The sequence below is a fragment of the Aquimarina macrocephali genome, from assembly GCF_051627225.1.
Lineage (GTDB): Bacteria > Bacteroidota > Bacteroidia > Flavobacteriales > Flavobacteriaceae > Aquimarina > Aquimarina macrocephali.
Map to the genome: position 1 here is coordinate 578,089 of NZ_CP151795.1, position 24,826 is coordinate 602,914.

General features: G+C 33.3%; 16 protein-coding genes. 8 read left to right on the plus strand and 8 right to left on the minus strand.

Translation table 11 applies throughout. From position 1 onward, the window contains the following. Positions 1 to 299 precede the first annotated feature (299 nt). The 4 genes from AAFU52_RS02610 (at position 300) to rlmB (ending at position 7,502) form a co-directional block, all read left to right on the plus strand. Positions 300 to 3,458, plus strand: a complete 3,159-nt coding sequence (locus tag AAFU52_RS02610; RefSeq protein WP_438425195.1) for a SusC/RagA family TonB-linked outer membrane protein — start codon at positions 300 to 302, stop codon at positions 3,456 to 3,458. Between the two features lie 11 nt (positions 3,459 to 3,469). Continuing rightward, entirely contained in the window at positions 3,470 to 4,864 is a 1,395-nt protein-coding gene (locus tag AAFU52_RS02615; RefSeq protein ID WP_438425198.1) for a SusD/RagB family nutrient-binding outer membrane lipoprotein, read from the plus strand. A 522-nt stretch (positions 4,865 to 5,386) separates the two neighbouring features. Continuing rightward, the gene (locus tag AAFU52_RS02620; RefSeq protein ID WP_438425200.1) at positions 5,387 to 6,574 is read left to right on the plus strand and encodes a hypothetical protein; all 1,188 of its coding nucleotides are present in this window, start codon (positions 5,387 to 5,389) and stop codon (positions 6,572 to 6,574) included. 193 nt (positions 6,575 to 6,767) lie between these two features. Beyond that, positions 6,768 to 7,502 (plus strand): 23S rRNA (guanosine(2251)-2'-O)-methyltransferase RlmB, encoded by a 735-nt coding sequence (gene rlmB / locus AAFU52_RS02625; RefSeq protein WP_438425202.1) that lies wholly within the window; start codon positions 6,768 to 6,770, stop codon positions 7,500 to 7,502. A 6-nt stretch (positions 7,503 to 7,508) separates the two neighbouring features. Here rlmB and AAFU52_RS02630 read toward each other — a convergent pair whose 3' ends face one another. Next, complete coding sequence (locus AAFU52_RS02630) at positions 7,509 to 8,252, minus strand: rhomboid family intramembrane serine protease (RefSeq protein ID WP_438425204.1); 744 nt, start codon at positions 8,250 to 8,252, stop codon at positions 7,509 to 7,511. A gap of 257 nt (positions 8,253 to 8,509) precedes the next feature. On the opposite strand from AAFU52_RS02630, the gene AAFU52_RS02635 reads away from it, so the two are divergent. Further along, positions 8,510 to 9,787 carry a replication-associated recombination protein A gene (locus AAFU52_RS02635; protein ID WP_438425206.1) on the plus strand — a complete coding sequence of 426 codons (1,278 nt, stop codon included), beginning with the start codon at positions 8,510 to 8,512 and terminating at the stop codon, positions 9,785 to 9,787. Between the two features lie 58 nt (positions 9,788 to 9,845). Here AAFU52_RS02635 and AAFU52_RS02640 read toward each other — a convergent pair whose 3' ends face one another. The 6 genes from AAFU52_RS02640 to radC form a co-directional block, all read right to left on the minus strand. Further along, positions 9,846 to 10,655: a hypothetical protein gene (locus tag AAFU52_RS02640; RefSeq protein ID WP_438425208.1), complete on the minus strand. Its 810-nt coding sequence runs from the start codon at positions 10,653 to 10,655 to the stop codon at positions 9,846 to 9,848. A gap of 5 nt (positions 10,656 to 10,660) precedes the next feature. Next, a complete protein-coding gene (locus tag AAFU52_RS02645) occupies positions 10,661 to 12,043 on the minus strand; it encodes a DUF5723 family protein (RefSeq protein ID WP_438425211.1) in 1,383 nt (460 codons plus the stop codon). After that, positions 12,040 to 12,615 (minus strand): hypothetical protein, encoded by a 576-nt coding sequence (locus AAFU52_RS02650; RefSeq protein WP_438425213.1) that lies wholly within the window; start codon positions 12,613 to 12,615, stop codon positions 12,040 to 12,042. Before AAFU52_RS02650 ends, AAFU52_RS02645 begins: the two co-directional genes overlap by 4 nt. Before the next feature lie 268 nt (positions 12,616 to 12,883). Then, positions 12,884 to 13,570, minus strand: coding sequence for a YjjG family noncanonical pyrimidine nucleotidase (locus AAFU52_RS02655; protein WP_024772099.1), 687 nt, complete (start codon positions 13,568 to 13,570; stop codon positions 12,884 to 12,886). Then, a complete protein-coding gene (locus AAFU52_RS02660; protein WP_024772098.1) occupies positions 13,563 to 14,867 on the minus strand; it encodes a polysaccharide deacetylase family protein in 1,305 nt (434 codons plus the stop codon). Before AAFU52_RS02660 ends, AAFU52_RS02655 begins: the two co-directional genes overlap by 8 nt. Before the next feature lie 46 nt (positions 14,868 to 14,913). Next, positions 14,914 to 15,612 carry a RadC family protein gene (gene radC, locus AAFU52_RS02665; protein ID WP_106795042.1) on the minus strand — a complete coding sequence of 233 codons (699 nt, stop codon included), beginning with the start codon at positions 15,610 to 15,612 and terminating at the stop codon, positions 14,914 to 14,916. A 230-nt stretch (positions 15,613 to 15,842) separates the two neighbouring features. On the opposite strand from radC, the gene AAFU52_RS02670 reads away from it, so the two are divergent. Then, on the plus strand, positions 15,843 to 16,286 hold the full coding sequence (locus AAFU52_RS02670) for a hypothetical protein (protein WP_024772096.1): 444 nt from the start codon (positions 15,843 to 15,845) through the stop codon (positions 16,284 to 16,286). A gap of 105 nt (positions 16,287 to 16,391) precedes the next feature. Continuing rightward, positions 16,392 to 16,835: a DUF1569 domain-containing protein gene (locus AAFU52_RS02675; RefSeq protein WP_438425217.1), complete on the plus strand. Its 444-nt coding sequence runs from the start codon at positions 16,392 to 16,394 to the stop codon at positions 16,833 to 16,835. A 98-nt stretch (positions 16,836 to 16,933) separates the two neighbouring features. Here AAFU52_RS02675 and AAFU52_RS02680 read toward each other — a convergent pair whose 3' ends face one another. Next, entirely contained in the window at positions 16,934 to 18,292 is a 1,359-nt protein-coding gene (locus tag AAFU52_RS02680) for a UDP-N-acetylmuramate--L-alanine ligase (RefSeq protein ID WP_024772094.1), read from the minus strand. Between the two features lie 392 nt (positions 18,293 to 18,684). On the opposite strand from AAFU52_RS02680, the gene AAFU52_RS02685 reads away from it, so the two are divergent. Continuing rightward, the gene (locus AAFU52_RS02685; RefSeq protein WP_438425219.1) at positions 18,685 to 24,741 is read left to right on the plus strand and encodes an alpha-2-macroglobulin family protein; all 6,057 of its coding nucleotides are present in this window, start codon (positions 18,685 to 18,687) and stop codon (positions 24,739 to 24,741) included. Positions 24,742 to 24,826: the final 85 nt, after the last annotated feature.

Consider the following 24,826-nt stretch of genomic DNA (forward strand, 5'->3'; position numbering starts at 1 on the left):
CAGGAAACCTTTGTCAGAAAGCTCTTATATTTTTATACCATTAATCAAACAAGCTTCAAATCTGTAGAAGCACACACCAACACCACACTACAAACGATCAAAGAAGTTGTTCATTATGTGATACTTAATAATCCGAAAAACATAAAAAATCTTACAAACACCCCACACCCCTCCTACAACAACGCCTAACAATTTTGGATACATCATAGCAGCTACAATTTAAATTTTAATAACAAAAAGTTGTTTTATAAAGATATTATTATGATTTTTGGAACTGGCTAATTCAAATAAATTGTAAAATGAGAACAAAGTTTAGTGGAATTCTAACGCTATTACTAGCGTTTGTTGTGCAATTCACTTTTGCACAGGAAAAAACAGTTTCAGGAACTGTGACCGATGATAAAGGGTTACCTCTTCCTGGGGTTAATGTTGTTGTAAAAAATACAGCAAGTGGTACTCAAACTGATTTTGATGGGAACTATTCCCTTCAAGCGAATCGGGGAGGAGTACTTTCTTTCAGCTATGTCGGATTCGACACGAAAGATGTAGTAATTGGGGATGGTAACTCAATTAATGTTCAACTATCTACTTCAGCTTCAGAGCTAGAAGAAGTTATTGTAACAGCAAGAGGTATTAAGGCTAAACCAAGGTCTTTAAGTTATGCCATTGCTACAGTATCAGACGATGAAATCGAAAACACCGGAGAGGTTAACTTAGTAAGTTCCTTAACGGCGAAAGCCCCAGGGGTTTCGGTTGTAACATCCTCAGGTTCTGTTGGAGCATCTGCGAACATAAGAATCCGTGGTAATACTTCTATTACAAGAAGTAACTCTCCTTTATTTATTGTTGATGGTGTACCTATTGACAATTCAAGTGTTGGAAATGCTACCGGTGGTGCTGACCAATCAAACAGAGCTATTGATATCAATCAAAATGATATCGAAAGTATTTCAATCCTTAAAGGTATTGCAGCACAAACATTATATGGCTTAAGAGCCGCTAATGGTGTTGTAATTATCACGACTAAAAAAGGTAAATCAGGAGCTCCTACTATATCTGTAAATTCTACAGTACAAGTAAGCGAAATTACTCAAGTACCAGATTTACAAAGACAATTTGCTCAAGGAACCAATGGAAATTACCTTGGCCCTGAGACTGGGTCTGGATTTAGTTGGGGACCTCGTATTTCTACTTTAGAATATGATGGTGATACGTCATATCCATATCATAGATTTGGAGCACTTGTTCCTGCTGGTACAGGAAATGGTCGTGCTGCTGAAAGTTATGATAATTATGATTTTTATGTAAAAGGTTTATTAACGGATCTAAATGTATCTGTACGTGGTGGAACCGAAACTGTTAGATATTATTTATCTGGTGGTAAATTAGACCAAACAGGTGTTGCTCCTACTGAAGATTTTGGAAAAAAATCTTTTAGAGCAGACATAACTGCCGATTTATCTGACAAGTTTGAGATTTCTGCGAGTGGTTCTTTTGTGAATTCAGGAGGACGAAGAGTTCAAAGAGGTTCTAATATTTCTGGTATTATGCTAGGTTTATTGAGAACTACTCCAACTTTTGATAATGGTAATGGATTAAAAGGTAGAGCAGCTGCAGAAGATCGCACTGTATACGAACTACCTGATGGTACTCAAAGAAGTTATAGAGCTGGAATATATGATAATCCATACTGGACTGTTGGAAAAAACCCATCTTTTGATGATGTTAACAGATTCACAGGTAGATTATCTTTTGAATACAGACCATTAGATTGGTTAACACTACAAGGTAGATATGCTTATGATAGATATAGTGATGTTAGAAAAGCTGGTAGAGATATAAATTCTGCTGCTACAAGAGATGGTAGTGTGTTTGATGATAACATTTTTAATGAAGATATCACAACTAACTTCATGGCATTATTCAATAAAGATTTATCTGAAACGATCACATTTAATGGTATAATAGGATATGAGAACTACAGTTCTGATTATTTAAGAAGAAGTGTTCTAGCAAATGAATTAACTATTCCTGGATTCTTTGATGTTTCGAATTCTTCAAGTCAGGTTACAACTAATTCTGTATTTAAGAAAAAATTGGATGCAGTTTTTGCTGATGCGAAATTTGGAATCAACGATATGCTTTTCATAAATGGTTCTGTTAGAAATGACTGGTCTTCTACTCTTCCTATAGACAACAATGATTTCTTATCGTATAGTGCTGGTCTTAGTTTTGTATTTAGTGAGCTTTTCGAAAGTGAACTAGTAAACTATGGTAAACTAAGAGCATCTTATGGTAGAACTGGTAATGATGCACCTATATATGCTACTCAAACTTTTTATGCTGGTGGATTTGCCGGTGGTGATGGTTTTATCGGAGGTAACACTTTCCCATTATTTAATGCAGTTGCTTTAGAAAGAAGCGGTTCGTCAGGTAGTAATATTATTCAACCGGAGGAAACTACAGAATTAGAATTTGGGGGAGAAATAAAATTCTTCAACTCAAGAATAGGATTAGACATTACGTATTATGACAAAGAGACAACAGGTCAGGTATTCCCTGTGGATGTTGCTCCATCAACAGGTTTTAATGGTCGTAATGTTAATGCAGGTAAAATCGAAAATAAAGGATTTGAAATCGGTGCAAATTTTGTACCAGTTCGTACAGATAATTTCTCTTGGAATTTAGATATCAATTGGACTTCCTATGAGTCAAAAGTTATTGAACTAGCACCTGGTGTAGAATCATTTACACTTGCAGGGTTTACTTCAACATCTTCAAGAGTACTTCCAGGAGAATCTTATGGAGCAATATACGGAAGTAGATATTTAAGAAACGACAGTGGTCGTGTTTTAATCGATGATAATGGTTTCCCATTAGTAGATCCAGAATCAACAATTATTGGTGATCCAATTCCAGATTGGCAAATGGGTATTAAAAATACTCTTTCATATAAAAACCTTTCTTTCTCTGTTTTATTTGATATTAGAGAAGGTGGTGATGTATGGTGTGGTACTTGTGGTATCATTGATTATTTTGGTACTTCACAAAAAACAGCTGATCAAAGAGAAATTACTGATTTCGTTTATGATGGAATTGTACAGTCTACTGGACAAGAAAACACTCAACAAGTTGCTTTAGCTAGTAATACTACAGGTGTAAATGTTTGGACCAAAAATGGTTTTGGTGGTGTAGGAGAAGATAGTGTATATGATGCATCTTGGATTCGTTTAAGAGAAGCTTCTTTATCATATAGCTTTGGAGAAAAATTATTAAATGGAACTCCTATCTCTTCTGGCTCTATAACACTTTCAGGAAGAAACTTATGGTTAAACACTGATTATCCTGGTGTTGATCCTGAAACTAACTTAACTGGAGATTCTAATGGTATTGGTTTAGATTACTTTAATCAGCCAAACACCAGAAGTTATGCTGTTTCACTTAAACTTAATTTCTAAAAAAAGTAAAAATGAAAAGAACATATAAAATCAATAAAACTTTTATTCTCATGATAACAGCAGCAATGATGCTAGTATCATGTGAGTATGGCACTACAAATGAAGACCCTACGCGTCCCAGTGGTGATATTGTGCCGGTAAAAGCCATTATGCCGATTATGCAAACCCAATCGCATAGAAACCCAATCGCTGGACTAGGTCGTTTATCTGGTATCGTTATGCAACAATGGGCAGGTATAGATGCACAACAACTTGGATACACAAGTTATGTAATTGACGAGAATGACCTTAATAATTTCTGGAACACAGGTATTTATGTAGGTTCTATGAGAGATTGTATAGATATCATAAACAGAACTAGTGATACTGATGGTGTAAACAGTAGAGGTGTTGCAAAAATTTATCTTGCAGCAAATTTAGGTCTGGCTACCAATTCATGGGGTGACGTTCCTTTCTCTGAAGCTTTTCTTGGAGAAGAGAATTTAACTCCAAAGTATGATTCACAAGAATCAATCTACGAAAAAATCTTTGAGTTATTAGATCAAGCTGTGGCTGATTTAACTGCTACTGATCCTATTGGAAGTATTCAAGGAAGTTTGGTAACTCTTAGTAATGCTGGTTGGATTAAGGTAGCTTATGCTCTAAAAGCACGTTACTATATTCAACTTTCAAAAAGAGACCCACTAGCATCTTCTAAAGCATTAGCTGCAATAGCTAACGCAATGGGAAGTAATGCAGATCAAGCGCAATTTAACTTTGAAAACACAAATAATGGAGGGAATCCAATTGCTTTATTCGGGACAGGAAGACCAAATACAATGGCAATTGATCCTCATTTTGTTACTCTTATGACTGGAGATCCTCGATATAATCTATATATTGATTCTTCAGGTGCAAATGACCTGTTTTGGGATAGCGGTAACTCAGATTTATTTTGGGCTCAATTAGACAGTCCTAGTTTATTAATGACATATGCTGAGCAAAAGTTTATCGAAGCTGAAGCTCTTGAGCGTACAAGTGGTGATGGTACTGCTGCATTAATTGCTGGTGTAACCGCAAATATGGAATACCTTGGTGTTGCTGCTGCAGATATTACTGCATATACTGGTGGTTTAGCATTAGGAGGCACTTTAGAAGCTGATATTGAAACCATTATTGTTGAAAAATATAAAGCAATGTATGGTAATACTCCAGTTGAACCATGGAATGATTATAGAAGAACTGGTTATCCAGCTATAACTCCAAATGTAAATGGAGCAAATGGCTTTAACCCTTCAGGAGTAGTTCCAAGACGTTGGTTATACCCTATCGATGAAAGAGTATCAAATCCAGATTCTTACCAAGCTGCTATTTCTGCGCAAGGAGGTCACTTGATGGATGTATATATTTGGGCTTATAAAAATTAAGTCAAATAAATAATAAAGATTCAAAAGAGGCTATCCAGTGGATAGTCTCTTTTTTTATTTTATCAAAAAAACCACAGTTATATCCAATTTCCGAATAAGTATCTCCCTCCTCCCCTTACCCAATAAGTATCCTGTATTTATACATAAGAGATTTCTTCACTATACAAGGATGTTTAGTTTTAATCAAAAAATAAGACTGACTCAAATAGTACGCAATCAAGACTATCTCTCTATTATAAATACAAACTCTTTTCAAAAAATATTTCCTAAAAATTAGCTATTCGAATATCGCTACTTCCTAATAGGTAAAAATCAATAAGATTCCTAAAAAAGTACAGCAATCATTCATTACATCTGCATAAACAAGGCCAGCTTTTAAAAAGCCGGCCTTGTTTATTTTCAATAGCATTTTAAGACATAATAACACATCAATTATATAATCAAATTACGCAACCATATAGAAGCAGACAGTCTATAAGACAAATACTTTAAACAAAAAACTCTAATTAAAAATCAAGTTACATGAAAACACTTTCAAAAATCATACTTATTACTTTATTCATCATTTCTATGATATCTTGTTCAAATGATGATCAAGGAGTAACAGGAGTATCTGCCGGAGTAGCAGTTAAACTAGTGGATACTGAAATAACAATATTTGATATTAACAAAGACTTAAAGATTGATTTAAACAGCTTTACGAATGCAAAGGTTACTAATCTTGATGTATTTAAAGGTACTACCAAAATTGCAGATGCCGTGATTTCTGACAACGCAGCTACATTTAACTCTTCATCACTATTACCATTTGTTTTTCCTAGTGAAGAAGAAGGAAAAACAGTTTCATCAGGGAGTTTCGACTTAGATTTAGTATATGATATTTCTGGAGGAAATATCCCCTCTGCAATAACAGCAGAAAAGCTATCAGTTACAAAAGCTATTAATTTAACCGATAAAGTTTCATCTATAAAATTTAAAGATAGCGCATCTACCAATTTGATTACATATGTTACTTCTACCGCAGGGGCTAAGATTGACGATATTGTAGTCACCTGGAGAAAAGGAGAAATGGGAACAGAAACAGATATTTCTACCGGTTTTAATATTGACAAAGGGACAATTGATCTTAAAAACAAAGATTATATTACTTATGGTTTTACAAAAGGGGATCTACTCATTTATTCTTTTACTGTCTCCAGTGGAGTTCTTACTGATAAAGTAGAAGCTAAAATTGAAATTATACCTCAGCCATTCAAAAGTGGTGTAAGTGGAAATCTAGGTAATGATCTTACCAAAAATCAGATCAACCTCTTAACCGGTTCTACTTCTAAAGATGATACTTTTACAGGGGATATTGATTTTGTCGGACCACAAGGGTTTGGAGCTATCAACAATACCGTTAATGGAGAAAATTACACTGTAGACATACAGTTTGTAAAGCTAGGAGATACCGGAGCATCTTTTTACGACAAATATAACGATGTAGAGCAAGCAAAAGCTGATTTTGATGCCGGAACACCTTCTACCTCTTCTCAAGTCGTAAAAGACGAGATTTACGCATACAAAATTGTTAGAAATATCGGAACTACAAATGCTCCTGTATTAAAAAATTATTATGGAGCTATTCTTGTAGGTGATATTACAGTAATAAATGCAGGAACAAATGTTGACATAGCATTATCATTTAAAGAAAATAGTATTATAGATTAGTTCTTGCTTTGTCTATACATTTATATAAAGGATGTGATCTAATTGATCACATCCTTTTTTTGTATACAATTCCTAAAACTCATTTCTATTATACTATCTTTGATCCCATTAAATAAGCTACAAACAATTAAGTTAATACCGGTTTACTATATGGTAGGTATGGTCTTGACTACAAAACATATACTATATACAGATGAAAAACGATTCCTTAGTTTTTGGTATCAGAGCGATTATAGAAGCTATAACGTCTGGCAAAACCATCGATAAGCTTTTTATTCAAAAAGGATTACATGGTGACCTGGCCAAAGAATTAATGAATCTGGTAAGGAAGAATAATATCACCATTAACTATGTTCCTGTAGAAAAACTAAATCGATTAACCCGTAGCAATCATCAAGGTGCGGTTGCCTATACCTCTCCTATCGATTTTTATGACCTTGAAAACCTTGTCATGAATGTTATTGAATCTGGAAAAACTCCTTTATTTTTGATTCTTGATCAACTTTCTGACGTTCGTAATTTTGGTGCTATCATCAGAACTGCAGAATGTACAGGAGTACATGGTATTATCATTCAGAAAAAAGGAGGAGCACCTGTTAATGCAGATACTGTAAAAACTTCTGCCGGGGCAGTATTCAAAATCCCAATATGTAAAGTAGATCATATAAAAGATGCAATGTTTTATCTACAGGGTTCTGGTGTTCAGATAGTAGCTGCTACAGAAAAAGCCGACACTACTATTTACGACACAAATCTAACTATTCCTACCGCAATCATTATGGGAAGTGAAGGTAAAGGTATTTCTCAATCGGTATTAAAATTGGTAGATCACCAAGCTAAATTACCAATGTATGGAGATATTGCTTCGTTAAACGTATCGGTAGCTTGTGGTGTGTTTTTATATGAAATCATAAGACAACGGTTATAATACTAATCATTCTTCTTCAGGTTTCTCTGTATTAGATTTATATTCATAAATAATACTAATCTCTTCATCCAAATCTTCCTGAGGAAGGCTTTCGATAAAATTACCATTCTCATCAAAATGCCTTAGAAATTCATCATCTTCGGGTTTATAATGTTCGGATTCCCAGATATATTTTTTTGGTTGCACCACTCCCTTTTTAATAAAGAATGCTAATACAGCTCCAGATATTATACCCGATAAGTGACCTTCCCATGAAATTTTTGGGTCTATAGGTAACACATACATTACCATACTTCCGTAAATAAAAACTACAACAAAGGATAGCGCTATTAATCTAAAGTGTTTTGCTACGATCCCTTTAAAAAATAAAAAACCAAAAAGCATATAGATCACTCCGCTTGCTCCAATATGATTTGCGGGTCGCCCTAATAGCCAGGTTAAAAAACCTGTAAGAAAAACCCCTATACATAATACTTTCCAAGCATTCTTTTGATAGAAAAAGAACAGTGCTGCCGATAAAATCAATAGTGGTAATGTATTATGCCATAAATGGGTAATATCAGCATGAATAAAAGGAGAGAATATGATTCCTCTTAACCCGGTAATCGTTCTGGGATGCACTCCGAAATGATTGAAACTCAAATCAAAACGAATTTCAAACCAAAATACTATCCAAATAAGTAGCACAAACAACAATGGATACCCTACTACTCCGGTATTAAACTTAAAATGAGTTTCTTTTTCTTGCATAGTAGTATGAATGTATCAAAAAAAAGTCCAAAATAAAAAGTCCGGTTAAAATGTCAGGCGCATCATAAAATTTATTCCAAGCCTGTAATTTCTCATTTTTTGATTGTTTGCTAATAAATAGTATTGAGATAATAACTTAACCGTACTAAGCTTATTGTTTGGCAGGAGTACTTCATTCTATTTAAAAAAAATATACTATTCTATTACATTCCAATATTAGAGCCTAAAATTCTATAAAAGCTTGTATTTTTACACTTATGAATAAACCACTTGCAGAACGAATACGTCCAAAATCCTTAGAACAGTACCTTAGTCAGGAACATCTAGTTGGCGATGATGGTTCTCTGACCCAGCAAATTAAAAAAGGGCTTATCCCCTCTCTAATACTTTGGGGGCCTCCCGGTGTAGGAAAAACAACATTAGCCAATATCATTGCTAGCGAATCAGAAAGACCTTTCTATACTCTTAGTGCTATAAATAGTGGTGTTAAAGAAGTAAGAGAAGTAATTGATAAGGCTAAACAAAGTGGAGGCTTGTTTACTGCTAAAAACCCTATTCTATTTATTGATGAAATTCATCGTTTTAGCAAATCACAACAAGACTCCCTATTAGGTGCTGTAGAGAAAGGGTGGATTACTCTTATTGGAGCTACCACAGAAAATCCTAGTTTTGAGGTAATACCCGCACTTTTATCTCGTTGCCAGGTGTATACACTTAATCCCTTTGGTAAAAAAGAATTAGAAGCATTGCTCGATAGGGCTATGCAAGAAGATGAACATTTAAAACCCAAAGAAATAGTACTTAAGGAAACGGAATCTCTACTAAGATTGAGTGGTGGCGATGCTCGTAAACTCTTGAATATTTTCGAACTAATTGTTTCTAGCCAAGATCAGGAGCCCATTACAATCACTAATGATCTGGTTTCGAAGCTAGTACAACAAAACACTGTGCGGTATGATAAAACAGGAGAACAACACTATGATATCATCTCTGCTTTTATTAAATCTATTCGAGGTAGTGACCCTAATGCTGCAGTATACTGGCTTGCACGAATGATTGAGGGTGGTGAAGATCTTAAATTTATTGCTAGAAGATTAATCATATTAGCTTCTGAAGATATTGGAAACGCTAATCCAACTGCTTTGATTTTAGCAAATAATTCTTTTCAGGCGGTCAATACCATTGGTTACCCAGAGGCTAGAATTATACTAAGTCAATGTACGGTTTACCTTGCATCTTCGCCAAAAAGTAATGCATCATATATGGCTATAAATAAAGCTCAGCAATTGGTAAAGCAAACGGGTGATTTATCTATCCCATTACATATAAGAAATGCACCTACCAAATTAATGAAAGAATTAGGCTATGGGGAAGATTATAAATATGCTCATAATCATAAAGATAATTTTGTAAAACAAGAATTTCTTCCTGATGAGATTGCCGACACAAAATTATATGACCCTGGAGATAACCAGCGTGAAAATTCATTTAGAACATTTCTTAAATCAAGATGGGGAGATAAATACGAGTACTAATTTTTTTTATAACTCCTCATTTCATAATTATTCCATTCTAAAAAAGAATAATTAAATTTTACTGTCTTGCAAATGTATCTGTAATAAGTTTATTGGTCGCTGGATTAATACGTTCTAATATAAAATTACCGTATCCATCAAAATATCCATTACCGCTTAAATCTCCTGCCTGAACTATATAATTTTTTCCGCTTCCCGATTTAAAAATTTTCCCTACAGATGTTTGCTTTTCTTCATTTTTAAACATCTCATATCCGTAATCTTGTTTTTTAAACAGGAAACTTGCATCATTAAAAAGATATGTAATCGTATTTTCTGAAGGAGAAGGCGAAACAACTTCTACAGTTTCTTTTACTTCTTTAGTTTGTACTGGCTCTTTCTCTTTAACGTTTGGTGTTTTAACAACTTCTTTTTTAACAACCTTTTCTTCTTTATCACCACTATATGTATAGTTAAGTGCCTCTACTGATGTAAAAGTTTTTCTAAGCGCATCGTGATATGCTGCTTTAAATTCTTTTTCCCTACTCTTCGCTTCCAAAGATGTAAATACAACACTACCATTACAATCTTTTAATTCGAGTGTTAGTCTTGTTAAAAATACACCTGATCTTCGCTTTAAATCAGCTCGTAATGCTTTACAACCATTAGCCTTAAGGTCTTCTGGGAAATTTTCTTCCAGCATATAGGCTTCAAAACCATATTTAGTTAATAAAAATTTAGTGAGTGAATTAAGCTGATATGTATCCTCTCCCTTTAAAAAATTATAGCTCTTGGGAACTATCACATACTTATACTCATTAATATCTTTTTGAGCATTAACACTTAACGTAGAGATTAAAACAATCCCCAAAAACAAAATACGTAACATATCTATCACATTATAACATTAAAACCTAGTTGCACAGAAGTACCTCTTGCTTTTGCAAGGTTAGTATATTCTAATAAATTATTAGCCGAAATATAAAAATTAATTTTATTAATATGAATAGATGTAAGAAATCCTATATTATAATATGAATAATCATCTATGGTGTAGGTAAGTTTTGTTCTTAAAAAATTAAAAAAACGCTTATAATAAAACAATGAAGCTGCATATTGAGGTCTTTTTGGTCTAAACTGGGTAAATAACTGTAATCCCACTGCATCCATATATGGTGGCTTCTCCCCTTCGAGATAACAATCACAAGTACCATCATCATATCGGTTAAAAGAATACCTAAGGGAGCTATTTAATTTTAAAGGACGCATAGTTACATAAGCTTTACTCAATGTATCAAGTGGGACAGCTTCTTCTAGTTCATCTAGAAAATCCTGAGCGTTCTGGCCAGAAAACTGAATCGGTGTTTCAAATCCTTCAAAAACATAATTACCTCGCGCCTTATAGGTTTCTACATCTTTAGCATACAATATCATTCCTAGATCATTTGCACTTCCTGTAATAGCCAGCTGCTCATTTATTTTATGAGTAAACCCTATATCTACCCCAACACCCAGATTTCCTCCCAGAAATGCTCTTCCTATTAGTTTATTAACGATTTCCTTTCCTTCTGCATCTTTAAGAGAGGCATACCCCGATGTTCTAACAGTAACATCTGCATTACTAATCACATGTTGATAAACATTATTTCCTTGTGGTGTTTCTACAGTAGTAAAAGTCCCTCTATTTTTAGCACTACGAATATGAAACATACTTGAATACAATTTGGCTCTGACTCCAAAAGTCAGTTTCTTATTCACCTTTTTTGTGTACCCAAAATGAAATGCGGTTAACAGCTCTACGGATCCATTTATACTAGAAAAACGAAACGGTTGGTTAAGAAAATCCCGATTCCCTTGATAAGCAAGAACTACAAAATCTTTTGGAAAGTATCCAATAACATCTAATTCCTGATAGATTCCGCCAGAGAAATATATATTCTTGTTTTTTTTGCTTTCCCATCCAAAACTAATAAGTTCTAATTGCTGAGTTAGGGTTAAATAATCATTGCTTGTAAGAGTATTAAGTGTAGTTTCTATTTTATCATTAACATTTCTGCCATCATCTGCAAAAACATCATAAATAGACGCTCCTCTTAATCCTGCATTTATATGAAACTGTGATAAAAAAGGCACTCCTACATGGTAATCAAAATTTATATCAGCCCCAGGGTTAAGAAGTAAAGACTGAGGAAGGTCTGTAAAATCATATAAGGTTTCCTTATTTTGAGAATACCCCAAGCACCCCCACAGACCTATAAAGAATATAACAATTCTCATAGCTCGTAATTAAAAAAGTAAGTTCCTTTGGATCGCAATTCAAGAATCCCTCGTAAGCTACTATTAATATTTTGCACTCTCATTGAAGAAATAAGTCGTGTAGCATCTCTCAAAACATCAATTTCGGCAGTATCAAGAATGATAACTTCTGTTGTAACAATGGCATCTGTACCTTCTCCGTTTCCAGAATTGGCAGTCATACTATATAACGGACCAATTCGTTGGTCACTATCATTTAGAAATCCAAAATCAAAATCAAAATCACGCTCTATAGTATTTCTAAACTCAAAAGTTAATTCTACTCTTCCCAAATTATCCACTACAAAATCGGTTCCTAAAAGGTCGTAGCTTAAAGTATCATTTACGATCACCTCTGGAACAACTATAGCAGGATTTATATTAGAATCTATAAATTGGTTTGTATCAAATCGAGAATACACAAAATCAACCTCATAGACTGGAGTAAGCACAACATCTTCTGTCTGATCAAAATCTACGTCTTTAACGCAAGAAATTAATGGCATCAATATGCATATACCGCATAGCAATACATAAACCTTTTTTGTTTTCATTTTGTAGGGAATTATAAAAAGTTAAGACGAGTTCTTAAATTATTAGTTATTTATATCATCATCTTGTGCTAATTTCCTTTACTCCTAAGATTCACTTTTGGTCTTCGATTATAACAACAGTATAAGTTACAAATACCCTATTTTCAAATTGTTAATTTATTTCGTGTTTTTAAAAATATAATTTAAAACACTTAATAATCAATGTTTAAGCTACTAAAAAAACTCTGGGACTGTACATGAATTGAAATAAATTACAAATATTTATTTACTAAAGATACTTTTTAATCTGCTTTAATTCAGAAACTTGAACATTATGTGCCGGCAATTCTTCTTTATGGTAATTAAAACATATAGTTCTTAAACCTGCTGCCTCTGCTCCCATTATATCTGCTTCATAGTTATCTCCTATCATCATACTACTATCGAGTTTTGCGCCGGATTTTTGTATTGCCTGTTCAAAAATAAATGGATTGGGTTTTTTAACCCCTGCTTCTTCACTATTCGTTATTGTTTTAAAATAATGTAGTATTCCAGAATTTGACAGCTTCATGTTTTGTACTTCTCTAAAACCATTGGTAATGATATGCAAATCATATTTTGGATTAAGATATTCTAATAAATCTTGGGTTCCATCAATCAAATAGTTATGAAGTGGTAAAAAATTAATATAATCATCAGACATTGCATCTATAACTTCTAAAGAAAATGCGATATCAAGATGCATAAAAGCTTCTGTAAGCCTACTTCTGCGGAGTTGTGTTTTACTTACTTTCTCTTCTCTGTATAATTTCCAATATTTCATATTAATTGGCTGATATATAGCCAGAAAATCTTCTATTTTGGTATTAACATCAAATTTTTCAAAAATCATCTTAAATGCTAAAGATGAGTTCCTGTCAAAATCCCAAAGAGTATGGTCTAGATCAAAAAAAATATGTTTTATTGTATTATTCATCTTCTGCTGTCCAAATAAATTCTAAAATTGATTTCCAAAAAGGTTCATTTTGTAAATCACTAAACAATGTATTACAAAAAACCGGAATAAAAATTCCATTTACCTTTTTTACTTTATCCATATATACGCTGATTTCTTTTCTTGCAGACATCAGGTCATTAATATCTTCTCTATCGCCCTGACTGGCAAAACAAAATGAATGTACCACCAAAGGAGTTTGCACCTCATAATCAAGATCATAGAACATAAACGGAGTGCAAGTTCCTGCCCTAAAACCTGATTGCTTGGGATATCCCATAGAGTAATCTTCTCCTATCTCTAATTCGATAAAATTGCGATATGCTTCTGGTAATTTTATTTTGAAAAAAGAACAAAGTGAATATCGAAGTCTTCTGTTAACAATATTCTCTATTCGTAACTTTTCCTTTTTCAACAGTGATAAATCAGAGATAGCTTCATATGAGACCTTTAATCCTACATCAATATAATCTGCAATATGCTTAATGATTGCATGGTGTTTTGGGCGATTATAACCTACATTTTTCTCATATTTAGAGTAATCTCCTAATCCAAATAGCACTTTAGCTTTTCTTTTTTTCTTTTTTTGAAGTTGAATTATAAAATCAAATACATCATATGGATCTTTTTTAAATCCAATTAATACTTTTATCCTATCTGTTAGTTTATCAAATTGCAATTTCCACAAATCACGAATCCCTCCTCCTATAGATCGTAAAACTCCTTTGTTTTTATACACAAAAGTCTGAGCTACAGAAACAACAGGTATAATTGTAAATTTCTTTTCTCGAAATTCGAGGTTAGGGTATTTATCTAAAAGAACTTTTTTGAATTTATATGCCCATATATCTACTACCGGATCCTGTAAAAAATCATGGATATACCCAATACTTTCTGTAGCCGGAAAACGTCCCATATCATCTTTCACATGTGGCAAATATTCCTCATATCGTGTTAAGAGATAAAAAGTAGCCGCAAAAATATCAAAAGGCAATGCAGAGTCGGAATGCTTTACATCAAAAAAACATTTTGTTTCTTCCCAATCAAAAACCTGAACATCTATATCATTTAGTCCATGTTCAAAAAGTAAATCAACACTCTGAAAATAAAGTTCCTTTCCCAATGGTTGTTTACCGTATGAAAGCTTAGGTCCATCATGAGCGATAAAAGGCTCTATTTTAGATGTCAGATCAACATCAAAACCTAATATTCGCTTACATATTTGTTTAAATGTGTAGGATACTCTGGGGGTAATTTTTTGTACGTGAATTAATAGCATATTGTTGTATTATGACTTATGATTTATAATTTCGTAAGTCTCACTTTTATAATATGGATTCGTCTGCAAAGCTAAAATAGTTTTTTTCTGTAATAACAAGATGATCCAGTAGATTGATATCCAAAGTTACTCCTGCCTGTTTTAGTTTCTGGGTTAACATTTTATCTGATTGACTAGGCATCAATACTCCACTAGGGTGATTATGTCCCAGTATTATTCCTGTTGCTCCATATTCTAGTGCAGATCTAAAAACGATTCGAGCATCTACCAGAGTTCCTGTCTTTCCCCCAACACTTATCTGCTTTTTCTGGATTACTTTATTTGCATTATTCAAAAACAGCACCCAAAATTCTTCATGCTCCAGATCACCCATGATAGGTTGAAAAAGATGAAAAGCATCTTTGCTACACGTAATTTTTGGTACTATGGGTACGTTTTCATCTCTTCGTCTTCGCCCTAATTCTAAACCGGCAACAATAGTTATAGCCTTAGCCTCACCAATTCCTTTAAAATTCATCAATTGTTTCACTGATAATTTTCCCAACGCATTAATTTCATGATCTACACTAGACAAAATACGCTTACTTAATGCAACAGCACTTTCTTCACGATTGCCTGAGCTAATGAGTATTGCGATCAGCTCTGCATCTGTTAGCGTATTTTTCCCTTTAGCGATTAATTTTTCTCTTGGACGATCATCTTCACTCCATTCCTTGATAGAAAATGAAGAATTTAATTCACTCATATAATAAGTTTAACAATTAAAAATAGCTAATAAATCCTATCTGTAAGTATAAACTATTTATCTCAATTACAACAACTTATTACCGAATTAATATCACTATATTAACACTTCATTTACGATCAAATAACATTATTTTTCTACATATATTTGTTTGAAAATGAAAGTTTTACTATATTTGGACACCCTTAATCCAAAAATGAATATTTTAACACCTTCAAATTGACCTATTTATGAAGAATATTTTTACTTTCGTTTTACTTCTTGCGACCATAAGTTTTTATGGGCAGGATAAGAAGATTTCGTTTCTTAGTTTAGTAGGAAATAACATACAAGTCCCTAGAGGATGTGAAGCTCAATCTCAATATGAATTGCAGGCTTGTGACGGAACATCTATTAAATGGGATTATTATAGTGATGACATGTTATCTGCAGTTTTTGATGCTACAATAACGGCATTTGCAGAAAGTAATAGTTCAAAAACAGAAGTAACTTTTACTTCTTTTGGCGCTCAACTAAAAGGATATAAATTTAAGATGGGCACTACTTTCCAATATTTTTTGAAAGGAACAATTAAAGATCAACCGCTAATGATCAATCTGGGAACTCCAAAAGATATTGCAAATAATGACGATCTAGATGGGTTTCTAAGTCTTTTCTTTGATGAGGTAAGTTAAAAAAACATATATATAATATTCTATAAAGGCTAATCATATGATTAGCCTTTATTTTTTTGGTATAAAAATGGTATTTTTGAGTATACGTCATCTAAAAAATTTGATATGAAATCTCTCCTCGATTCAACTGCACAAAACGAAATAGAAAATCGTATAAACAAACTATCTGTTACCAGTACTGCTATCTGGGGGAAAATGAATGTTTCGCAAATGTTTCATCATTGTCAATTTCCATTAAAAATTGCTTTAAAAAAAGATCATCCCGAGCTTAAGCCTAATGTATTTGCAAAACTATTCTTCAAAAAATCTATGTATAATGATAAACCATGGAGAAAAAATCTACCAACGCATTCAAAATTAAAAGTAGTTGAACAAAAAGATTTTGAAACCGAAAAAGAAGAACTTTTACATCTTGTAGCCGAATTCTCTAACCAGAGAGACAAAAAAGAATGGGAACCTCATCCAATGTTTGGAAAATTTACTAATAAGCAATGGGGACAACTACAATATAAACATCTGGATCATCATCTTCAACAATTTAATGCGTAAGCCTCTAAACATTAATATAAGAGTATTTTGAAGTATTTAAGCTGCGAACTAACCAATAAGTATAGTAAACTTATAATTAGAGGCTATTAAAAACACTTTCAGTTTTCAATCCAATGTTTCACTTCATCAAAGTCTAATCCTCCATAATTACCACTACTCATAAGTAATAATGCTGAATTAGCTAAGTCTTTCTGCTTTAAGTATTGCTGAAAACTCTCTGGATCAGTATAAATAATCAAATCATTACGATTAAAAGCTTCAGCGATTTGGGAAGCAGAGACTTCTTTAAGTTGTTTTATTTTTACTGCATGAGGAGAATAAAACACTACCGCTTCATCGGCTGCGTTTAAAGCTCCTTCATACTCTTTTAAAAAAGAAGCATCCAGACTACTATACGTGTGTAACTCGAGACAAGCCACCACATTTCTATTTTGATATTGCTCTTTTACTGCTTTTGTAGTTGCACTTACTTTAGATGGACTATGAGCAAAATCTTTATATGCCACAGCATTATCACTCTCTGCAATTTTTTCTAATCGTTTTGATGCTCCTTTAAAAGAAGCAATAGCCTCATAAAAATCATCCTCATCAATTCCCATATGCTGGCAAATCCATTTTGCTCCGGCAAGATTATTTAAATTATGTGCTCCAAATATTTCAATAGGCATCTCTCCTTCGGGAGTATTTAATAAAGTTTCTCCATCCTCTACACTATACTCTGGGGTGGTATATTCAAATTTTCGAATAGGATTTTCTGTTAATTCTGCTAATTTTTTTACCTCAGGATCTTCTTCATTATACACCAATGCGCCTCCGTTAACAATAGAATTCATAAAAATTCTAAACTGATCAACATAAGTATCAAAAGTCGGAAATACATTGATATGATCCCAGGCAATCCCACTTACTAAAGCAATATTGGGGTGGTACAAATGAAATTTTGGCCTGCGATCAATCGGTGAAGACAAATACTCATCTCCTTCTAAAACGATAAAATCATTTTCTTCTGTGAGGTGTACCATAGTATCAAAACCTTCTAACTGTGCTCCTACCATATAATCCACCTCTTTATCATGATAATGCAATACATGCAAAATCATAGAGGTAATCGTTGTTTTACCATGTGACCCTCCTATTACTACACGGGTCTTATTTTTGGACTGTTCATACAAAAATTCTGGATATGAATATATTTTCAACCCTAATTCCTGAGCCTTAAGAAGTTCTTCATTATCTTTTTTGGCATGCATCCCCAAAATAATTGCATCAAGATCAGAAGTGATTTTTTCTGGAAACCAACCAAATTCATTTGGTAATAATTCATACCGCTCTAATCTCGATTTTGAAGGTTCAAAAATAGTATCGTCACTTCCTGTTATTTGATATCCTTTTTGATGTAATGCTATGGCAAGGTTATGCATCGCACTACCTCCAATAGCTATAAAATGTACACGCATAGTAAACTCTTAAATAAGAGAGTAAAGATACAATTAACAATTAGCTAATAAAATAATGAGGTAATGAAAAATAATTTCGGTTCTTATTATTTTCCTCATTAGATCATAAGGTTTCCTAAACAAAACAGAGACTTCCCTCATTTATCATTTTATCTATCCATTTTTAAGCCTTACTTAGTCTTCAAATAAAATGTGGCAGAAATTTTGATTTATAGCAACAAAATTATCTTGGCTCATTTCAAATACGTAGTTTTATGATGTTATTTATGAATTATGAAGCGTTATCATATAAAATAATACAGCATTTCTTTACGTTTATTTCACAACCTAAAATATATATGATGAAAAAGCATATCATCCTTATTATAATCTGTATATCAAACCTGTATATTATGAAAGGTCAAAATGACTATCAAAGTGATTGGAAAAAAGTTGAAGCTTTTAACCAGGAAGGGTTACCAAAATCTGCTTTGGAAGTAGTTGAAACTATATATGGTAAAGCCAAAAAAGAAAATAATGACAACCAGGTAATCAAAGCGTTACTTCACAAAGCGAAGTATATGCTTACTCTAGAAGAAAATGCGCAACTTACCATTATCAAAAACTTAAAAAGTGAGATTGATAATAGCAAATTTCCAAAAAGAAACATTCTGGAAAGCATTCTTGCCAATTTATACTGGCAGTATTTTCAACAAAATCGATGGAAGTTTTATAATAGAACTCAAACTTCAGAAAAAGTTGATGTCGAAGATTTTAGAACCTGGGACCTAGAAACATTATTTGCAGAAACGCATCTTTATTATCAAAAATCTCTTAAAAATGGGGTTTTAGCCCAGCAAACAAATCTTAATGCATTTGATCAAATCTTAGACACTCGTAGTGATTCTAAAAAATATCGTCCTACACTGTATGATTTTTTAACTCATAATGCTTTAGATTTTTATAAGACTTCTGAAACGAATATTACCAAACCTTCATATGCTTTTACTATAAATGACAAGAAATACCTACAGGAACACACTGTTTTTTCATCTTTAAAAATAGAAACTAAAGACTCATTATCATTACAGTTTAATGCTTTAAAACTATTTCAGGATTTAATAAAATTTCATGCAAGAGATAAAGCTCCAGATGCTTTGACCGAAGTAAATATAGAACGCATAAAATTTGTATCAGAAAATGCTGTTTTTGGTGATAAAAAAACCGTTTTACTCGAATGTTTACGATCAGAAAAAAAGAAATTTGCCACCCATAATGCTTCAGCTTTATATGATTATGAAATTGCGAATTTATATAAAGAATATGCTTCTACTTATATTCCAGGAGAAAACGATACGCATCGCTGGAAATTAAAAGAAGCCTTAGAAATATGTGATGCTACAATTAAGAAGTTCCCTGATTCGAGAGGAGCCAATCAATGTAAAGCATTAAAAAGTCAGATACTTCATACCGAATTAAGCATCAAAACCGAAAAATATGTTCCTATACAGAAACCTGGTAGATTACTAATCACATATAAAAACCTTAATAAGCTTTATTTTAATGCTTTTAAAATTACTCCTAAGCAACTAAAAGACTTAAATAAGTTATACAAAACTGAAGATCAGATCAAATTCTTGAGTTCCTTAAAGGTAACTAAAACATGGGAAGCAGAAATTTGCGATGAACATGACTATCAAACACATACTACCGAAGTATTATTACCAGAACTAGAGCAAGACTCATATCTTATTTTAGCAACTATATCAAAAGATCTTTCTCAAAAAAGCTTGTTTTCTTATGGAAACACCCAAGTTAGCAATTTGGCATTATCAGAAAACAGGACACCGCAAAAATCAATATTTCAGGTTTTAAATCGTAATAATGGAGCTCCTATTGCCAATGCCAAAATACATTTGAAAACAAGTAATCAAAGAGGATACGGTAACAAATTAGACAAAACACTAATTACTGATGCAAAAGGCCAGGGGTATTTAACAGTAAATACATATCACTATGATGTTAACATTACCGTTTCACATGAGAAAGATGCTGCCAGGTTTGAGGGGTACTATCTAAATCAATCTTATAAACCAGATTATAGTACCAAAACCAATACTACTACTTTTCTTTTTACAGATCGTAGTATTTACAGACCTGGACAAACTGTATATTTTAAAGGGATTATGATGTCTTCTGATGGCAAAGAAGAATTTAAAGTAGTATCTAATCAACCCACTTTTGTTACACTAAAAGATGTAAACGGGCAAGATGTAAAAACTTTACAATTTACAACTAATGATTACGGATCTTATAGCGGTGAGTTTATTGTCCCTGCTTCTGGACTTACTGGGGTGTATACCATACAAACTAATAATTATAATAATACTTCATTTTCTGTTGAAGAGTATAAACGACCTAAGTTTGAGACTAAATTTAATCCGGTTACAGAGACCTATAAAGTTAATGATGAAATAAAACTAACCGGAGTTGCAACGGCATATGCCGGTAGTGCAATTACTGATGCCAAAGTAGTGTATAGAGTACACCGTAAAGTGCAATATCCCCGTTGGTGCTATTGGTATCCAAGATACACAGTAGAACCTCAGGAAATTACCCATGGAGAAACCATAACCGATGAAAAAGGAGAATACAATATTAGTTTTAAGGCACTCCCAGATCTTGGAGTATCAAAAGAGGATTTACCAATTTTTAATTACGAGGTTACAGCAGATGTAATTGATATTAATGGAGAAACACGCAGTAGCACAACGATAGTTAATGTAGGATATCATGCGTTAACCGCAGATATTGCAATCAAAGATAAGATTGATAAAACACAAAAAGACAACACATTTACTATAACAACTATAAATTTAAATAATGAATCTGTTGCAGCAGCAGGAACGGTTAAGGTATACAAGCTGAAAGCTCCTAAAAAACCTATGCGAATTCGACCATGGAAAGCACCTGATTATGAAGGTTTCAAAGAAGAAAAATTCGCAGCACTATTTCCTCATGATGCTTTTAAAAATGAACATGATTATCGAAAATGGGATAAAGGAAATATAGTACTAGATAAACCTTTTAATACTGCATCGACAAAAGAAAATGAAGTAGGAACACAACAGCTTTCTTTAGGCACTATCAAAAAATGGGAATCGGGTAAATATGTTATTGAATTAAATACCAAAGATCGATTTGGTCAGGATGTAAAGGACATACAATATGTCACACTATACAGTCAGGAAGACAAAAATATTAGTGATCAGCAATTGTTTGAAATCACAACAAATAAATCGACTTACAAAATTGGAGACGAAGCGATTATAAAGTTTAGTTCTGCTTCAGAAGACATAACAATCACAGTAGATATTGAGAAGAATCATAAAATTATTGAGACAAAACTTATTAAACTCTCAAAAAACAGTAAAACTATCAAAATCCCGGTTACAAAAGAGGACCTGGGAGGGTTTTCAATCGGATATAGCTACCTAAACTACAACGGTTATCAGAGTGGAGCAATGATAATTCCTGTTCCTTATGAGCCTACAGAGCTTAGTATAGAAACCAAAACTTTTAGAGACAAATTACTTCCTGGTCAACAGGAAACCTGGAGTTTTACAATCAAAGGTCCTAAAGGAGATAAGGTTAGTGCAGAACTATTGGCTAGTATGTATGATGCTTCTTTAGATCAGTTTAGACCTCATCAATGGTATTTTGATCCTATCAATCGTCCTACATATTATACACAAAGTAAAAGACATGCTACACAGAGTTTTGGAGTACTCACATTTAGATTACAAAACCATAACAACCCATCGTATCATTATAGCAGTCAAGGGTATGATCAATTAAATTGGTATGGTTTATATTTTGGGCAACAATATTTTGGAGGTCGAAATAAAAATTATGACATTATGGAAAGCGGAGCTCCCGCTCCGATGATGAAAAGATCTGCCGCCAAATCTGCCGTTTCTAATGAAGTTGCAATGGAAGAAGCAGAATTTAATGATGATGGGGTTGCCGGAGTTGCCGGTGACGTTGCAGAGAAAGACAAAAAGGAAAGTAAAGCAAATAAACCGCAAGAACAACCAGAACAGCAATCTCTGGAAGGTGTTAAAATTCGGAAAAACCTACAGGAAACTGCTTTTTTCTTTCCGCAGTTAACCACTGATGCAGACGGCAATGTAAGTTTCAATTTTACTGCTCCCGAAGCATTAACAAAATGGAAATTACAGCTACTATCACATACCAAAGGTTTAAATGCAGCAACAACAACTTTAGAAACAGTAACTCAAAAAGAGTTGATGATTCTTCCTAATCCACCCAGGTTCTTAAGAGAAGGTGATAGAATTATATTAAGTTCTAAAATATCAAATCTTGCTACCAAAGATCTTAATGGTATTGTAGAGTTACAACTATTTGATGCTTTAACCAATAAAGTGATAGATACAAAGCTTCAAAATAATAATGCTCGTCAAGATTTTATGGTAAAAGCCAAAGGAAACACTAATGTATCCTGGGAGCTTCAGATTCCTGATGATGTACAGACTGTACAATATAAAATTATAGCCAAAGCAGGAGATTTTTCTGATGGAGAACAAAATGTGCTTCCGGTATTAAGTAATCGAATGCTAGTTACCGAGACACTACCTATGTGGATTCGTTCTGACCAAACAAAAACATTTACGCTAGACAAATTAAAGGATAACACCTCCAGTACACTAAAACACCATAAGCTTACTCTGGAGATGACTTCTAACCCGGCTTGGTATGCTGTACAGGCACTACCCTACCTTATGGAATATCCTTATGAGTGCGCAGAACAAACATTCTCTAGATATTATGCAAATACTTTAGCTAGTCATATTGCTAACTCTAATCCTAGAATCCAGGAAGTATTTAATCAATGGAAATCCAGTGATGCACTACTAAGTAATCTTGAAAAAAACCAGGAATTAAAATCTCTGATGATTCAGGAAACACCTTGGTTACGTGATGCACAAAGCGAAACAGAACAAAAGAAACGAATCGCTTTGCTGTTTGATCTTAATAAGATGAATAATGAGCTACAATCGGCATTAAACAAATTAAAACAAATGCAGTATGGTTCTGGTGGATTCCCGTGGTTTCAGGGAGGGCGAGAAAATAGGTTCATCACACAACATATTACTACAGGATTCGGACATTTAAAAAAGTTAGGGGTTACGAAGTATGATGGAGATACCGCAAATATGCTACAAAATGCAGTTCGTTTTCTTGATGCAGAATTTGTAAAAGAATACAAGGAGCTTAAGCGATATTGTGAGAAAAATAAGATTGACATCAATAAAAACCATTTAAGCTATACTCAGATTCATTATTTGTATATGCGTAGTTTCTTCACAAATATCAAAAGGCCAAAAAATACTAACGAGGCCTGGAACTACTACTTGGGGCAATCTAAAAAATATTGGTTAAGTCAAAGCCTATATGCACAAGGAATGCTAGCCTTAATAACACACAGAAATGACGATAGCACAACAGCTAACAAAATCATAAGATCACTAGATGAAAAAAGTGTATCTAGTGAAGAATTAGGGATGTATTGGAAATCAAATACAGCAAGTTGGTTCTGGTATCAAGCTCCAATCGAAACTCAATCGCTAATGATTGAAGTCTTTTCTGAAGTAGAAGCAGAACCAAAACGAACTGAAATTGTTGATAATCTGAAAATCTGGTTACTTAAAAATAAACAGACCAATCGTTGGAAAACTACCAAAGCTACTTCTGATGCTGTATATGCGTTATTACTGCAAGGCAGTGATTGGTTATCGGTAACGGATATGGTAGACATTGTATTAGGAGATCAAAAAATCGATCCAGGTAAAATGGAAGATGTAAAGGTCGAAGCTGGAACAGGGTATTTTAAAACCTCCTGGAATGGCAATGAAATAAAACCTAATATGGCAACTGCCAAAATCTCTAAAAAAGGAAAAGGTATTGCCTGGGGAGCTTTATACTGGCAATATTTTGAAGAGTTAGACAAAATCACTTCGGCAAAAACACCATTATCTTTAAAGAAAAAATTATTCTTAAAAAAGAATACAGATACCGGTGAAGAAATTACAGAAATTACTTCGAAAACCAAACTAGAATTAGGTGATCTGATAAGAGTGCGTATCGAATTGAGATCTGATCGTGCAATGGAGTTTGTTCACATGAAAGATATGCGAGCATCTGGTCTGGAACCAATCAATGTAATCTCACAATATAAATGGCAAGATGGTTTAGGCTATTACGAAAGTACTAAAGATGCTTCTACTAACTTTTTCTTTGATTATTTACCCAAAGGAGTGTATGTTTTTGAGTATGACCTTCGTGTAAATAACAAAGGAGATTTTTCTAATGGCATTACTACTATACAGAGCATGTATGCACCAGAGTTCTCTAGTCATTCTGAAGGAATTAGAGTAACCATCAAATAGAATAATAAATTTCTTTTAATTATTTTAGCCCTCATCTAGAATACCGAGCATGATTCGGTATTCTAGATGAGGGCTAACTAATATT

Bases quoted from the DNA above. Each gene is read 5' to 3' on its own strand.
- AAFU52_RS02610 (WP_438425195.1), top strand. From the start codon at position 300: ATGAGAACAAAGTTTAGTGGAATTCTAACGCTATTACTAGCGTTTGTT.
- AAFU52_RS02615 (WP_438425198.1), top strand. From the start codon at position 3,470: ATGAAAAGAACATATAAAATCAATAAAACTTTTATTCTCATGATAACA.
- AAFU52_RS02620 (WP_438425200.1), top strand. From the start codon at position 5,387: ATGAAAACACTTTCAAAAATCATACTTATTACTTTATTCATCATTTCT.
- rlmB (WP_438425202.1), top strand. From the start codon at position 6,768: ATGAAAAACGATTCCTTAGTTTTTGGTATCAGAGCGATTATAGAAGCT.
- AAFU52_RS02630 (WP_438425204.1), bottom strand. From the start codon at position 8,252: ATGCAAGAAAAAGAAACTCATTTTAAGTTTAATACCGGAGTAGTAGGG.
- AAFU52_RS02635 (WP_438425206.1), top strand. From the start codon at position 8,510: ATGAATAAACCACTTGCAGAACGAATACGTCCAAAATCCTTAGAACAG.
- AAFU52_RS02640 (WP_438425208.1), bottom strand. From the start codon at position 10,655: ATGTTACGTATTTTGTTTTTGGGGATTGTTTTAATCTCTACGTTAAGT.
- AAFU52_RS02645 (WP_438425211.1), bottom strand. From the start codon at position 12,043: ATGAGAATTGTTATATTCTTTATAGGTCTGTGGGGGTGCTTGGGGTAT.
- AAFU52_RS02650 (WP_438425213.1), bottom strand. From the start codon at position 12,615: ATGAAAACAAAAAAGGTTTATGTATTGCTATGCGGTATATGCATATTG.
- AAFU52_RS02655 (WP_024772099.1), bottom strand. From the start codon at position 13,570: ATGAATAATACAATAAAACATATTTTTTTTGATCTAGACCATACTCTT.
- AAFU52_RS02660 (WP_024772098.1), bottom strand. From the start codon at position 14,867: ATGCTATTAATTCACGTACAAAAAATTACCCCCAGAGTATCCTACACA.
- radC (WP_106795042.1), bottom strand. From the start codon at position 15,612: ATGAGTGAATTAAATTCTTCATTTTCTATCAAGGAATGGAGTGAAGAT.
- AAFU52_RS02670 (WP_024772096.1), top strand. From the start codon at position 15,843: ATGAAGAATATTTTTACTTTCGTTTTACTTCTTGCGACCATAAGTTTT.
- AAFU52_RS02675 (WP_438425217.1), top strand. From the start codon at position 16,392: ATGAAATCTCTCCTCGATTCAACTGCACAAAACGAAATAGAAAATCGT.
- AAFU52_RS02680 (WP_024772094.1), bottom strand. From the start codon at position 18,292: ATGCGTGTACATTTTATAGCTATTGGAGGTAGTGCGATGCATAACCTT.
- AAFU52_RS02685 (WP_438425219.1), top strand. From the start codon at position 18,685: ATGAAAGGTCAAAATGACTATCAAAGTGATTGGAAAAAAGTTGAAGCT.